The sequence below is a fragment of the Herpetosiphon giganteus genome (assembly GCF_016907925.1).
Lineage (GTDB): Bacteria > Chloroflexota > Chloroflexia > Chloroflexales > Herpetosiphonaceae > Herpetosiphon > Herpetosiphon giganteus.
This window is the reverse complement of record NZ_JAFBCZ010000030.1, coordinates 40,030-53,194: the sequence shown is the minus strand read 5'-3', so window position 1 is coordinate 53,194 and position 13,165 is coordinate 40,030. Positions and strand designations below refer to the sequence as shown.

The following is a 13,165-nucleotide window of genomic DNA, read 5'->3' as shown; positions in this document are numbered from 1 at the left end:
GGAATCAACGTGGATTTCAAGCTCTCGGACGATCAGGAATTTATGCGCAAGGCAGCTCGCGAATTTGCCGAAGGTGAAATTCGGCCAACAGTTGCCGAGCGTGATGAGCATAAAATTTGGCCGACCGACATTGTGCAAAAAATGGGGAAATTGGGCTTTATGGGCGTTGCAATCGATGAAGCCTATGGTGGGGCTGGCCTCGATTACATCTCCTATGCAATTATGATCGAGGAGCTTTCGCGGGTCGATGCCTCAGTTGGGGTCATTGCCTCGGTCAACAATTCCTTGGTGTGTGCTGGGATTGAAAAATTTGGCACGGAAGAACAAAAACGCGACATTCTGACTCCATTGGCAAGCGGCCAGCAGCTTGGTGCGTTCTCGCTCTCGGAGCCTGGCGCTGGCTCGGATGCAGCAGCCCAGAAAACCCGCGCGGTTGAAGATGGCGATCATTATGTGATTACCGGCACCAAAAACTGGGTTACCAATGGTTCGAAAGCCAACACCATTTTGTTGATGGCCATGACTGCGCCAGAAAAAGGTGTAAAAGGCATCAGCGCCTTTTTAGTCGATACCAGCGAGCCTGGGGTTTCGGTGCTCAAGGTTGAAGATAAATTGGGCATTCGTTCGGCGCAATCGGCCCAAATGTCCTATGATGAGCTGCGAGTGCATAAAAGCCGCATGCTTGGTCAACCAGGCGAAGGCTTCAAAATCGCTATGACCATCTTGAATGGTGGGCGGATTGGGATTGCCTCGCAGGCTTTGGGAATTGCCCAAGGAGCCTATGAAGCAGCCTTGGATTATGCCAAAGTCCGCGAGCAATTTGGCCAATCGATTATCAACTTCCAAGCAGTGGGCTTTACCTTGGCCGATATGGCGACGCGAATCAAAGCAGCGCGCATGTTGACCTATCATGCTGCGTGGCTCAAAGATCAGGGTGAAAACTACATTGCGGCGGCGGCGATGGCCAAAGTCAATGCCTCGGAAACGGCCATGTGGACAGCCACCAAAGCCGTGCAAATCTTCGGCTCGAATGGCTACTCGAAAGAATATCCCGTTGAGCGCTACTTCCGCGATGCCAAGATTACCGAAATCTACGAAGGCACGAGCGAAATTCAGCGCTTGGTCATTTCGCGTGAGATTGCCAAATAAGCTTCTAATGATGAACCAGCATTGCCAATGCTGGTTCATTATTTAACCGATCTTTAACAAGTTGGCTAGGTGATCTGATTGCAAAGCTGTGATGAACAGTTGATCGATCGTGTATAATAGCCGCGAACCTCACCATAAAACGGGGGCACGCTTGCCTCACGAGCTCCCAATATTGTTTCGGAGGACGTATTTTTATGCGCCAAAACTCAGCTCTGGGCATGATTATTGCCGTCGTTGTTTTGATAGCAGTGCTTGCTGGTGGTTATGTGTATTTCAGCAAGGAGCGGGCCAACCAACCAAATGATCCTTCATTAATTGAGCCAACTGCTTTGCCAATTCCCAATGTTCGGGTCTTAGAAGCGGCGACGGATATTGACGCTAACAAGCTAATTGGCAGCGATCTTGAGCAATATTTTAATGTTGTTGAAGTTCAACCCACCGAAGTTACCCCCGATGATGTGCTTGAAGCAGAATTTTTCAGTGCAGTGCAAGGCAAGGTAACGACCAGCAGTATTCTTGGTGGCGAGCGGATCAAAAAATCGGCCTTCCGTAACGCTGGGATTGCCGAAAAATTGCCAACCCCAGAACCAGGTGCCGAATCGCCCAAAGCTTATAACTTATTTGTCAGCGATATTGGTGGGATTGTTGCTGAAGGCAACAGCATTGATATTGTTGGCAGCTATAGCCTTGAGCAACCCTACTTGCGCTTTGGGTCAGCCGCCGATGGGGTTGTCAGCCTCGTTGATGAAAAATACTTGGACATTAGCACTCATGTGCTTGCTCAAAACGTCCGGGTATTAAAAGTTGTTGCCCCGCCACTGGTTTCGCCTGATGGTCAACCAACTGGTGCGGCCCCAGCTGCGGCCCAACCAACGATTGAGGTTGTGGTTGATGGCGCTCCGGTTCAGCAACAACCAACCCCAGAACCAGTCTTCAACCAAGGCTCACAATGGCAAATTGTGGTTGCCTTAACGTCGCAACAAGTTGAGATTTTGGAATATACAAAAGCCAAAACTGGTAGTACACTAAATGTAGTCGTGCGGCGCGCTGATGATCAAGATGATCAAATTGTAACAACTGGAGTAACGATGGACTTGTTGATGCGCTTATATGGTGTAGCACAAGTCTATGCCCAACCAAACATGATTGTGAAACTGTTGGATGCTCCTGCACCACCACAGCCACCACAACAACCACCAGTTGTCATTCCATTCCCATTGCCCAACGCACCACAACAACAACCATTGCCAACAGCAGTGCCAACTCAAACGCCTTAATACAACCAAGGAGAATTGCATGGCTGAGTCCGATAAAATTCGCGTACTAATTGTTGACGATATTGCAGATACTCGTGATAACCTCGAAAAATTATTGTTTTTTGAGAAGGATATGCAAGTTGTTGGCAAAGCGGCAACAGGGCGCGAGGCCGTGACGCAGGCCAAGCAAATTCAACCCGATGTTGTCTTGATGGACATTAACATGCCCGATATGGATGGCATTGCAGCAACTGAGGCCATCATGGCGCAGGTGCCCAACACGCAAGTTATTATGATGAGCGTGCAAGGCGAAACCGATTACCTGCGCCGTGCAATGTTGGCTGGGGCACGTCAGTTTCTTACCAAGCCTGTTGGCGGCGATGAACTTGCCGGTAGCATCCGTGAAGTGTATCGTTTACAACAAACCCAACGTCGCTTTGTGGTTGCGGCGCAACAGGTCGAGGAATCTGATCAATCAACCGGCCAAATTATTGCTGTCTATAGCCCCAAAGGTGGCACCGGCAAGAGTGCAATCGCTGCCAACTTAGCAGTTGCGCTCAAGCTGTTGCCTGGTAACCGTAAAATTTGTTTGGTTGACGCAAGTTTGCTGTTTGGCGATATTGCGGTGATGTTCAACATCAATAGCAACAAAACGATCAACGATCTCACCTCACGGATTGATGATCTTGATAAAGATTTGATGAATGATGTTATGACCACTCACGCTTCGCAAATTAAGATTCTGCTGGCTCCTGCCAACCCACAAATGGGCGAGTTGGTGACCGCTGATCATGTGCGAACCGTGCTTGAGGCCTTGCGCCGCGAATACGATTATGTGGTCGTCGACACTCAATCCTCATTTCAAGACCAAACTATGGCGGTGCTTGATGCAGCCCATCGGATTGTCTTGCTGATGACGATGGAACTCTCGTCGATTAAGAATATTCGCCAGTTTCTAGAAGTTGCCGAGTTGCTTGGCTACAACGACGAAAAACTGGTTTTGGTCTTGAACAAAGCCGACGCTAAATTTGGCATTCGGGTTGATCAAGTCGAGGCCAATATTCAACATAAGGTTGCGGCCCAAATTGGCAACGCACCTTTTGAAATGGTTAACGCGATTAACCGCGGCGTACCATTAATTATCGATCAGCCACGCCATCAGATTTCAATTGATGTTGCTAACCTAGCCTATCTCATCTCAGGCACAACCCGCACAAGTCGCGAAGGTGCCCGTCCACAGCAACCGAAAAAAGAAGAACCCAAGGGTCTCTTCGCTCGATTAACCAAACGTTAGACGCATGGAGGGTGGCTTATGTCGCTCCTAAAGCGTATTGCAGGAAATACGTCCCCATCCTCGGCTTCCGAACCTACAGCAGCAGCACAACCAAGTGCTGCTGCCACACGCCCTGATGGAGCTATTCCGCGCTCTGCTGCAGTTTCTTCTCAAGATCGTCTGCTTGACGTTCGCCATCGGGTCCAGCGCCGCTTGACCGAAGAAGTTCGTGATGTCAACAGCACGAATGAAACCAAAATCCGCCAAACAGTCGAAGATCTCTTAAGTGCCGTTCTCGATAGTGAAAATATCGTGCTCAGTCGGGTTGAACGCCTCCAATTAGTCGAATCGCTGATGTCAGACATCGTTGGGTTGGGGCCGCTCGATTCACTGCTCAAAGACGATAGTATTTCGGAAATTATGGTCAACGGGCCAAATAAGATTTACATCGAACAACGGGGCAAGCTGACGCTTTCGGGCACAACCTTCATCGATGATGAACATGCGATGCGGGTGTTGTATCGGATTGTTGCGCCGCTTGGTCGGCGGGTCGACGAAAGCTCGCCCATGGTCGATGCTCGGCTCAAAGATGGCTCGCGGGTTAACGCAGTTATTCGGCCAATTTCCTTGATTGGGCCGGTTATTACCATTCGTAAATTCTCCAAAAAACCGCTTGGGCCTGACGACCTTGTGCGGTTTGGCGCGATTAGCCGCGAGATGATGGACTTTCTTTCGGCAAGTGTCCGCGCTCGGATTAACGTCGTAGTCTCTGGCGGTACTGGTTCGGGCAAAACAACCTTGTTAAATGTGCTTTCTTCGTTTATCCCTGAAGATGAGCGCTTGATTACGGTTGAAAACGCTGCCGAATTGCAACTACAACAAGATCACGTTATTTCGCTCGAATCGCGCACTGCCAATATTGAAGGCAAGGGCGAAATCTCAATCAACGATTTGATTATCAACTGCTTGCGGATGCGGCCTGAGCGGATTATCGTCGGCGAATGTCGCGGTGGTGAGACCTTGGCAATGTTGCAAGCCATGAACACTGGCCACGAAGGTTCCATGACCACCTTGCACGCCAATACGCCCCGTGACGCGATTGCGCGGATCGAAACCATGTGTTTGATGTCGGGGATGGACTTGCCGCTGAAAGCTATTCGCGAACAGGTTGCTTCGGCGATTGAGTTGATTGTGCAACAAGCGCGGCTTAAAGATGGCTCGCGGCGGGTTATGGCCATTTCGGAAGTAACCGGCATGGAAGGCGATCTGGTGGTGTTGCAAGATATTTTTGTCTTTGAGCAAACTGGTCTCGATGAACGTGGTAAGATTGTAGGGTCGTTGCGGCCAACTGGCGTTCGACCACGCTTCCTTGATCGCTTTGAAGCCTTGAATATTTACCTACCACCCAACGTCTTTGGCAATAGTTCAGAGCGCTTTTACTAACCGGCATTACTCGCTAGAAAGGAACTAGGGCCATGGAAAATTTACCACCATGGAGCATTCCCGCCCTAATTGCGATCGTCCTCTTTGTGGCTGGGGCCGTTATCTATCGCAAACTCAGGGAAACCAAAGCCAATTCAGTTGATGGTCGGCTCGCAACCTTTGCCGAGCGCAGCCGCAACCAAAACGATACGAACGAACGCGGCATGAGTGCCTTGGCAAGCAGGGTTGATTCGATGGTCAACCGCGGCCAAAAAGGCTCCGATTTGGCCCGCGATTTAGCTCAAGCCGACCTAAAACTAACCGTGACCGAATTCATTATGATGAAATTCGCCTCGGTAATTTTGTTTGCCTTGTTTGGGGTGTTCCTTGGCCGCGCCAACTTCTTGGCAGTTGTGGCCTGTGGGGTGGTTGGGGCAATTATCGGCTTTATCGTCCCCGATAAAGTTGTGAGCTTTAAACAAGATTCACGGCTCAAAGCCTTTAATAATCAATTAGGCGATACGGTTGGTTTGTTGGCCAACTCGCTGCGCTCTGGCTATAGTCTGCTCCAGTCAATGGATTTGGTCTCGCGCGAAGCACCACCACCAATCTCAGTTGAGTTTCGACGGGTGGTTCAAGAGGTCGGTTTAGGCCTTTCGCTTGAGGATGGCATGAATAACCTCTTGCGGCGGGTTCCCAGCGAAGACCTTGATTTGATGGTTTCGGCCATTAATATTCAAGCGGAAGTTGGGGGCAACTTGGCCGAGATCCTCGATACGATTGCTCACACCATTCGTGAACGGGTGCGGATCAAAGGCCAAATTCGGGTGCTTACCTCGCAGGCTCGCTATTCAGGCTATGTGGTTACGTTGTTGCCAATTTCGATTGCAATTATTATTACCATGCTCAACCCTGATTATATGGCCCCATTGATGACAATTGGGATGCCACCCGATGCATGGTGCTGTATGCCCGTCTGTAGTGCAATGATGATGATTGCAGGCTTCTTTGCAATCAAAAGCATTGTTAATATTGAAGTCTAAAGCGGGAGCTTGCTATGGCCTTACTTATTGGCTTAGTTATTCTGGTAATTATCTGTGCAGTTGGATTTATGGTGCTCAACCAGCGCCGCCAAACTGATACTGTCTCAAACCGCCTTGCTCAATTTACCGAGCGCTCCATGAATCTTGAAGATCTGGAGTTGCAGTTGCCCTTTATGCAACGGATTGTCACGCCAATGCTGAACAGTGTTTTTGTGAAGCTTGGCCAATCTGGCAAGGGTAACGATAAACTGCGGACGAACTTAATGCTCGCAGGCAACCCTGGCAATCTGACCCCAGCAATGTTTACCGGGATGCGGATTTTTCTGGCCCTGGCCTTGTTTGGGATTATCTTTTTGGTCTGTATGTTGGCCGATGCTGAAACGCTCAGCACGCTTCAATGGTCGGGTATCGGTGGCGCATTAGGCTTTTTGCTGCCAGCCATGTGGCTTGGTCGCCAAATTAAAAAGCGTCAAAAAACCATCCTTAAAGCGTTGCCCGATGCGCTCGATTTGCTTTCAATTAGCGTTACCGCTGGTTTGGGCTTCGATGCTGCACTCCAACGGGTGGCTGAAAAATGGGATAACGAGTTGTGCCGCGAGTTCCGCCGTGCACTTTCCGACATTCGCTTAGGCACCCAACGCCACGAAGCCTTCCGTGCTATGACGGTTCGGACTGGGGTTGATGACCTGACCTCGTTTGTTTCGGCGGTCATTCAAGCAGACCAACTTGGGGTCAGCATGGGTAAAATGCTCAAAATTCAATCTGACCAATTGCGTTTGCGCCGTCGCCAACGCGCCGAAGAAGAAGCCCAAAAAGCACCAATCAAAATGCTCTTTCCGTTGGTGTTCTTGATCTTCCCTTCAATGTTTGTGGTTATCTTGGGGCCAGCAATACCACGCTTGCTTGGTGGCGGTCTCTAGTGTCGCAACACGCCATTCGCAATCTAACCCGCAATAGCAACTTGGTGGAATACGCTGAGTTTGCGAATAGCTTTTTGAGCCGTGGCATGGGCTTGATGGGTCGCAAGAATTTGCCAGCTAACACTGGCTTAATTCTGTATCCCAACAACAATATTCATATGTTCTTTATGCGTTTTGCCATCGATGTGATTTTTGTCGATCGTCAACATCAGGTGGTTGGGCTGCGCGAGAACTTCAAGCCTTGGCGACCATTTGCTGGCGCTGCCAAAGCTCGCTATACCCTCGAATTGCCAGTTGGGGTTATTCAACAATCGCAGACCCAACTTGGCGATCAATTAGCAGTTATTCCTGCTATTTTCTAGCGCATAGCCCTAGCATGCTGTTGCTAGGGCTATTCAATTACGACCTCAACCCCATAGGCTTTGCGAAATAAATTGGTCTTGCGGTTTGCATCCCAAATTTCAATCGAGGCATCGCCAACCGCTTGTACGCTAATTCGCACCTGCTGCTTCTCGATTTTGCAAACCACGCCCTGCACGACCTGGCTCTTGGAGCGCTCAAGATATTCGGCAATTCGTAAGAGCGCACTTAATTTGCCCAGTCGCTCAAGATCGCCCTCAGCCAACACGCCAGCCAAGCCAGCATCGGTCACTCCACCTTTGCGATGGTGCCTAGTTAAGAGGCCAATCAGCGCCATTTCGCGATGGGTATAGCCATTCAACATCGAGTTCAAAATCAAATACAGGCCATGTTTATGATGATCGTAAAAATTGACTGCCACGCCAATATCATGAACCATGGTTGTTGCTTCGAGCAATTCGCGCTCCCACGCGCCATAGCCATGCAAACTTTGCAGCTGGTCGAACAACGATAGGCTTAATTCGCGCACTTTGGCCACATGTAGCACGTTATAGCCATAGATCCGGGCTAAATTTGCCACCGAAAATTGGCGCACATCGCTCAGCAGGGGTGGCTGTGAGCCACGCAAAAAATGCTCGTAGAAAATGCCATCACGCAGGCCATGGCCGCAAATCCAGAGGCTATCAGCGCCACAACGCTGCATCAAAGCCCGAATGAGCAGCACGCCAGCGGTAATTACATCGGCGCGATCATTATTTAAGCCTTCGAGTTGTTCGCGCTCGTTGCGATTGAGTTTGCTCAAACGGCTGGCCCATTCATCGACCCGTTGCAGCGACATTGTGTAGCCATGAACAATATCAAGTGGATAACGTTGCGCCCGTTGTTCAAGCTTGGCGAGGTTGCGCACCGTGCCGCCTACGCCGATTAATGGCAATTTGCTGCCTTGCGGGCGAAACCAATCCAGCCCTGCTAAGGCTTCGTCGACGTGGCGATCGAGGGCTTTGAGTTCTGCTTTGCTGGGAGTATCGCTGCGTAAAATTTGCTCGGTGAGGCGCACCGTGCCAAGTGGCAACGATGTGGTGTTGGCTAGCCCACGCCCGCGCACTAAGGCCAATTCGACGCTGCCACCGCCGATGTCAAACATAAAGCCATTGCTCACGCCAAGCGTATTGATCATGCCAAGGTAGCTGTAGTAGGCTTCTTCATCGCCGCTGAGCACGCGTAAATCAAGGCCGGTTTCTTCTTTAACTTGGGCTAAAAAGCTGGTTTGATTAGCGGCATCGCGGACGGCACTAGTTGCCACCGCCACAACGTCACTCACGCCCATGGCGCGGCAGAAATTGCCAAACATGCGCAAAGTTTCAAGCGCCTTGGCAATTGGTTGGGCTTGCAATTGATTATCGGGGCCAACATTATGCGCCAACCGCACATTTTCCTTCACTTCTTCAACCAATTTGAAGGAATGATGCGGCTGATATTGCACCACAATCATGCGAGCGGTGTTGGAGCCAAGGTCAATAATCCCGACGTGTTGGGTCATTACAATTCTCCTCGACAACGCCTAGCATGCTATTTTAGGTTTTGCTAGTAATAAACTTGGACCGTTGTGCCCACGCTTGCCCAATCGTAGAGCCAAGCGGCGGCATCGAGCGGTAAGTTGACACAGCCATGGCTAATCCGAGTGCCACTGCCAAACAAATTGTGCCAATACGTCCCGTGCAGGGCAACGCTGCCATTGAAATACATGGCGTGCGGCACATTCGGCACGACCCAAGTTTCGCCGCCAAGCGAGCCACGCATGGTTTGCAACGGCACTTTGGCATAAATTTCGTAGCTGCCAGTTGGCGTGTTGAAGCCATCTTTTCCGGTTGCGACTGGCGCATCAAACACGACGGTGCCATTTTCGTAGGCATACAGCCATTGCTTGCTAATATCGACTTCGATGCGCTTACCAAGGTTGGGATTGGCGGGCTTGGGCGTGGCGGTTGGCACTGGTTGATTCGTTGGTTGCGCTGGAGCCGCAGTTGGTGGCACTTGGGTTGGCTCAGCAACTGGTTGCGGGGCAGCAGTTTGCACTGGGGCTGGCGCAACGGGATCAAATTCGAACAAATACGGCAGCTCGTAGCTCATGCCTTCGATCAAGCCTCGGGCGGCAGCAACTTCTTGGCCAAGCGGCGCTAGCTCAATTTCATCGGGCGTGCCTGCCAACAACGGATGCTCGATCAGCAAAGCGCGTTCGAAATATTGAACCTTGAAGCGGCCCGTTGGGCGGGCTTCGAATTGGGCTGGACTAATTGGGAGGCCAAAAATTTCGACCCCGCCGTTGGTTTCCCAAAACGTGCGGAAACTGCCAGCGAGATCGTAGTTGGAGCCTTCTGGGCGCAAGCTTGCACCAGCGAGCCGTGGTTGCGGGCCGAAATCGCGCCATTGGGTGCGTTCGCGGCCAACCAAGCCCAAGCCAACGCTATCAGTTTGCGGATTGTACTCAAAGCGCGCGTTTTCAAAATACTGCACAACCAGCGTATCTTGCTCGATGGGATCAGTAATTGGTTGGCCAAAAATCTGCTCGCCGCCGTTAATTTGCCAAAACGAAGCAAACCCATAGGTATCGGTGAGGGCAGGGGTCACTGCTTGGGAAGTGCGAAAGGCCCAAAAACATAAACCAAGAACGAGGCTCAACCAAATGATCCGCCGCATAGCTATATTCTCCGCGTGCTGCCTGAGGCTTAAAAGTACGTTGCGGCTTCATCGTAGCAGTGCAATGAGCCGCTGTCAATTCAGATTGGTGGAATCTTTGGGGTAGTTATTCGGGCACAATATCGGCCAGCGATGTTACGGTAATCGTGCCGCCAGCAATATCAATTGAGCGCACGACCGCACGCACCATTGGCACCAAAATATCTGCTTGGCCCAATTTGCGCACCACTAAAACATCATTTGCGCCAGTTTCAATAATTTCGGCTGCTTGGCCAATGACCTCGCCAGCTTCGGTTTGCACTTGCAAGCCAACCAAATCGTGCAAGAAATATTCATCATTAGCCAACGGCGCTGCATCGCTGCGATGAATATAGACTTCGAGGCCTTGCATTGCTTCGGCAGCCTCGCGGGTATCAACTTCGGTGAGCCGCAACAAATAGAGGCTGCCTTTGTGTTGGTGCAAGCGGCCAATTGTGAACGGCTTTGATAAGTCGCCAACAAACAAGTGTTTAAGCTTTTGAATATGTTCTGGGTGCGATGAGATCATCGAGATTTTTAACTCGCCGCGCACACCAAACGCCGCAGAAATGCGGCCAACTAACAAGAAATCATCAATATTTGGAGCTGTCACGAATTAACCTCTAGGTGGACCCGTTTGTTTTGGCGAGCGCCAACGATGCCCAATACGTCGCGAATGGCTTTGACCACGCGCCCATTGCGCCCGATGACCTTCCCTGCTTCGCTTTGGGGAATGCGCAGATCGAGGGTAATGCTGTGGTGACCAGTGCGTTTGCTAATTTTAATGTCGTCGGTATCGATCAAGCCTTCGACGATATAGTTCAATAAATCTTCCATAGCTGCATCCTTGCGCATAGAAATGGGTGTGAAGCCAGTGCCTCACACCCGATTTGCGAGCTTACTCAGCGCTTTTTTGACCAGGAGCGCGGAAGCCAGCTGCTTCGGCACTTTCCACGGTGTCGAACCACAATTCAGCCACGGTTGAATTGTAGTAGCGGCTACCAGGAACGTGGTACAACATTGAGTTTTGGTTGCCTTTGATGGCGTAGCCTTCTGGGGCGCTACCATTGGCCAATGGGCGCACGCTGCCAGCAAATTCGCCAGCTTCGGCTGCGGCCTTGACTGGAGCAGCAACGGCGGCGGCTGGAGCAGCAGCGGCGGCTTTGGTCACGGCTTTTTTAGCTTTCTTGACTGGAGCTTCAACCTTAGCTGGAGCTTCGCCGATCAATTTGCCTTCAGCATCAACCACACCCAAGTTTTTCAACAAGCGCACTACGGTATCTGATGGTTGGGCACCAACGCTCAGCCAGTAGCGAGCGCGATCTTCCTTGATAAACACAACTTTTGGTTGTGCTTGGGGATTGTAGTGGCCAATCGTTTCAATAAACTTGCCATCGCGTGGCGCATGCGAATCTGCAATAACAACACGATATGCGGGCTTGTGCTTCATGCCCATCCGGCGAAGACGAATACGAACCATTCGAGTGTTTCCTCCAAAAGTGGCGAGTGGCTATAGGCTCAAGGCTATAGGCTAGCCACTAAGTAATAATTAATTAGGTGCTATAGCCTACAAACTGTAGCCTATAGCCTCGGTTTTATTTGAACATGCGCATCAGGTCGCGCGGATTTTGGCCGCCCTTGCCGAAGCGTTTCATCATGCGTTGCATTTCACGGAACTGTTTGACCAAGGCGTTGACATCTTCGATCCGCGTACCGCTACCCGCTGAGATCCGGCGTTTGCGGCTAGGATCTTTCAGCAAGTCGGGGTTGCGGCGCTCTTTGATGGTCATTGATTGAATAATCGCTTCGATGCGTTTCATCTCGCGATCATCAAGCGCTTCGTCAAGGTCTTTCATTTGGCGCAGTTGTTTGCCAATCCCAGGAATCATCCCCAAGATTTGTTGTAATGGGCCAAGTTTACGCATCGAGTTCATTGCGCCAAGGAAATCTTCAAAGTCGAAGGTGCCTTTGCGCATCTTCTTTTGCATTTTCTTGGCTTCGTCTTTGTCGTACACTTGCTCGGCGCGCTCGATCAAGGTCATCACGTCGCCCATGCCCAAAATCCGTTGGGCTAAGCGATCGGGGTGGAATGGTTCGATGGCATCGGTTTTTTCGCCCGTCCCAAGGAACTTAATTGGCACTCCCGTGACTTCGCGCATCGAGAGCGCAGCCCCACCACGGGCATCGCCATCGATTTTGGTCATAATCAAACCAGTCAATGGCACTTTGGCATGGAAGGCCTCAGCAACTTTGACCGATTCTTGCCCAATCATGGCATCGACGACCAACATAATTTCGGTTGGCCCAATCCGCTCGACGACTTGTTGTAACTCGCCCATCAAGCGTTCGTCGATTTGCAAGCGTCCGGCGGTATCGACGATCACAAAGTTGTTGCCATTGATCCGAGCTTGGCGCAAAGCGTGCTCAGCAATATCAGGTGGCGAAACATCGGTGCCTTCGCTAAAGACCGGAATATTCAATTGCTTGCCGAGCGTTTCCAACTGCTTAATTGCGGCTGGTCGGTAGATGTCGGCGGCAACCAACAATGGCGTTTTGCCTTTTTTGCGCATATACAGCGCCAACTTGGCGGCCATGGTTGTTTTACCAGCACCTTGTAACCCGACCAACATCACAATCGTCGGCTGCTCGCGGTTTTTCGATTCATTGATTGGCACATTGGCATCACCAAGCAAGTGCACCAATTCGTCGTGAACGATTTTGATCACTTGTTGACCAGGAGTCAAACTCTTGGTGACTTCTTCGCCAATCGCTTGTTCGCGCACCCGCGCCACAAAATCTTTGACGACTTTGAAGTTAACGTCTGCTTCCAACAAGGCCAAGCGCACTTCGCGCAAGCCCGCATCAACATCAGATTCAGTTAGGCGGCCTTTGCTGCCCAACCGGTTGAAAACATCGGTTAAGCGGTCGGATAGATTCTCAAACATCATACACCTCACCGCAACAGAAAAAACTGGCAGAAACTCGGCACGCCCTAGCGCGGAAAGTTTCCTGTCAGCATTTTGTCGC

At 50.8% G+C, this 13,165-nt stretch carries 13 protein-coding genes and 1 pseudogene; 7 read left to right on the top strand and 7 right to left on the bottom strand.

Annotated features, from left to right (window positions below; translation table 11 throughout):
- Positions 1-9: 9 nt before the first annotated feature.
- From JOD20_RS26915 to JOD20_RS21435, 7 genes are all read left to right on the top strand, one after another.
- Positions 10-1,149 (top strand): acyl-CoA dehydrogenase family protein, encoded by a 1,140-nt coding sequence (locus tag JOD20_RS26915; RefSeq protein ID WP_204757241.1) that lies wholly within the window; start codon positions 10-12, stop codon positions 1,147-1,149.
- 194 nt (positions 1,150-1,343) lie between these two features.
- The gene (locus tag JOD20_RS21460; RefSeq protein WP_204757240.1) at positions 1,344-2,426 is read left to right on the top strand and encodes a CpaB family protein; all 1,083 of its coding nucleotides are present in this window, start codon (positions 1,344-1,346) and stop codon (positions 2,424-2,426) included.
- Positions 2,427-2,445: 19 nt separating this feature from the next.
- Positions 2,446-3,699 carry a CpaE/TadZ family protein gene (locus JOD20_RS21455; protein WP_054535583.1) on the top strand — a complete coding sequence of 418 codons (1,254 nt, stop codon included), beginning with the start codon at positions 2,446-2,448 and terminating at the stop codon, positions 3,697-3,699.
- Positions 3,700-3,717: 18 nt separating this feature from the next.
- Positions 3,718-5,121: a TadA family conjugal transfer-associated ATPase gene (locus JOD20_RS21450; RefSeq protein ID WP_204757239.1), complete on the top strand. Its 1,404-nt coding sequence runs from the start codon at positions 3,718-3,720 to the stop codon at positions 5,119-5,121.
- 32 nt (positions 5,122-5,153) lie between these two features.
- The gene (locus JOD20_RS21445) at positions 5,154-6,143 is read left to right on the top strand and encodes a type II secretion system F family protein (RefSeq protein ID WP_204757238.1); all 990 of its coding nucleotides are present in this window, start codon (positions 5,154-5,156) and stop codon (positions 6,141-6,143) included.
- Between the two features lie 14 nt (positions 6,144-6,157).
- Complete coding sequence (locus JOD20_RS21440) at positions 6,158-7,063, top strand: type II secretion system F family protein (RefSeq protein WP_204757237.1); 906 nt, start codon at positions 6,158-6,160, stop codon at positions 7,061-7,063.
- Positions 7,063-7,425, top strand: a complete 363-nt coding sequence (locus JOD20_RS21435) for a DUF192 domain-containing protein (protein WP_054535579.1) — start codon at positions 7,063-7,065, stop codon at positions 7,423-7,425. Before JOD20_RS21440 ends, JOD20_RS21435 begins: the two co-directional genes overlap by 1 nt.
- 29 nt (positions 7,426-7,454) lie before the next feature.
- On the opposite strand, the gene JOD20_RS21430 is transcribed toward JOD20_RS21435, so the two are convergent.
- From JOD20_RS21430 to ffh, 7 genes and pseudogenes are all read right to left on the bottom strand, one after another.
- Positions 7,455-8,963: a Ppx/GppA phosphatase family protein gene (locus JOD20_RS21430; RefSeq protein WP_204757236.1), complete on the bottom strand. Its 1,509-nt coding sequence runs from the start codon at positions 8,961-8,963 to the stop codon at positions 7,455-7,457.
- Positions 8,964-9,007: 44 nt separating this feature from the next.
- Positions 9,008-10,120, bottom strand: a complete 1,113-nt coding sequence (locus JOD20_RS21425; RefSeq protein WP_204757235.1) for a L,D-transpeptidase family protein — start codon at positions 10,118-10,120, stop codon at positions 9,008-9,010.
- A 106-nt stretch (positions 10,121-10,226) separates the two neighbouring features.
- Positions 10,227-10,751, bottom strand: coding sequence for a ribosome maturation factor RimM (gene rimM / locus JOD20_RS21420; protein ID WP_204757234.1), 525 nt, complete (start codon positions 10,749-10,751; stop codon positions 10,227-10,229).
- The gene (locus tag JOD20_RS21415; protein WP_054535575.1) at positions 10,748-10,975 is read right to left on the bottom strand and encodes a KH domain-containing protein; all 228 of its coding nucleotides are present in this window, start codon (positions 10,973-10,975) and stop codon (positions 10,748-10,750) included. Before JOD20_RS21415 ends, rimM begins: the two co-directional genes overlap by 4 nt.
- 61 nt (positions 10,976-11,036) lie before the next feature.
- Positions 11,037-11,222 carry a sunset domain-containing protein gene (locus tag JOD20_RS27090; protein ID WP_476702823.1) on the bottom strand — a complete coding sequence of 62 codons (186 nt, stop codon included), beginning with the start codon at positions 11,220-11,222 and terminating at the stop codon, positions 11,037-11,039.
- Between the two features lie 129 nt (positions 11,223-11,351).
- Positions 11,352-11,618 (bottom strand): annotated as a pseudogene (gene rpsP, locus JOD20_RS27035) (30S ribosomal protein S16); the annotation flags it as partial.
- 115 nt (positions 11,619-11,733) lie between these two features.
- Entirely contained in the window at positions 11,734-13,083 is a 1,350-nt protein-coding gene (gene ffh / locus JOD20_RS21405; protein WP_204757255.1) for a signal recognition particle protein, read from the bottom strand.
- Positions 13,084-13,165 lie beyond the last annotated feature (82 nt).

Bases quoted from the DNA above. Each gene is read 5' to 3' on its own strand.
- JOD20_RS21460 (WP_204757240.1), top strand. From the start codon at position 1,344: ATGCGCCAAAACTCAGCTCTGGGCATGATTATTGCCGTCGTTGTTTTG.
- JOD20_RS21455 (WP_054535583.1), top strand. From the start codon at position 2,446: ATGGCTGAGTCCGATAAAATTCGCGTACTAATTGTTGACGATATTGCA.
- JOD20_RS21450 (WP_204757239.1), top strand. From the start codon at position 3,718: ATGTCGCTCCTAAAGCGTATTGCAGGAAATACGTCCCCATCCTCGGCT.
- JOD20_RS21445 (WP_204757238.1), top strand. From the start codon at position 5,154: ATGGAAAATTTACCACCATGGAGCATTCCCGCCCTAATTGCGATCGTC.
- JOD20_RS21440 (WP_204757237.1), top strand. From the start codon at position 6,158: ATGGCCTTACTTATTGGCTTAGTTATTCTGGTAATTATCTGTGCAGTT.
- JOD20_RS21430 (WP_204757236.1), bottom strand. From the start codon at position 8,963: ATGACCCAACACGTCGGGATTATTGACCTTGGCTCCAACACCGCTCGC.
- JOD20_RS21425 (WP_204757235.1), bottom strand. From the start codon at position 10,120: ATGCGGCGGATCATTTGGTTGAGCCTCGTTCTTGGTTTATGTTTTTGG.
- JOD20_RS21415 (WP_054535575.1), bottom strand. From the start codon at position 10,975: ATGGAAGATTTATTGAACTATATCGTCGAAGGCTTGATCGATACCGAC.
- ffh (WP_204757255.1), bottom strand. From the start codon at position 13,083: ATGTTTGAGAATCTATCCGACCGCTTAACCGATGTTTTCAACCGGTTG.